Genomic DNA, 507 nt, shown 5'->3' on the forward strand with positions numbered 1-507 from the left:
TACTTAAAGTTTCGATAAGCCGAGGTTTTAGTGTTTGCCATAATCCAAATGTACACTACAACCCAGTGAGTAAGGTCATTACTTTATTTGATGATAATGAACCCATTGTTAAGGAAATCAAAGAGATGAGGCAACCAGTTTTAGAAGACGCACCAGTTGAGAATACACTGAGTTTAATTACTTCAACGAATAACCAAAATCATGATGGTAGTTCATTCGATGATGAACGAGAAACTGCTTCTGTATTAAGTAGCATATTTAACATCTACAAGTGGCATAGTAACCATTATGATACAAAAACAAGTACAGAGATTTTAGTTAAACCTAATTCTAATAACAAAGAATTGATTCAGATCAGTTTTGGAAGAACAGAAGGTAAAAAGAGAGAATCAATCAATTTTGAATACGACTCAATAAGTAAGGCAATCATAATTTGTAGCAATAAGGTAGGAGAACCTAACTCATCAAAGGGTCATAGGGAGGCAATTGATCATCCTGAAGTTAACG

The 507-nt window shown here is 33.9% G+C and carries 1 protein-coding gene; it reads left to right on the forward strand.

The window, feature by feature from the left end; genetic code table 11:
* Positions 1–65: 65 nt before the first annotated feature.
* Positions 66–507, forward strand: a 442-nt coding sequence (locus ACYVD4_RS32110) for a hypothetical protein (RefSeq protein ID WP_460952556.1), incomplete at its 3' end; no start/stop codon positions are given.

This window comes from Spirosoma daeguense (genome assembly GCF_054776875.1).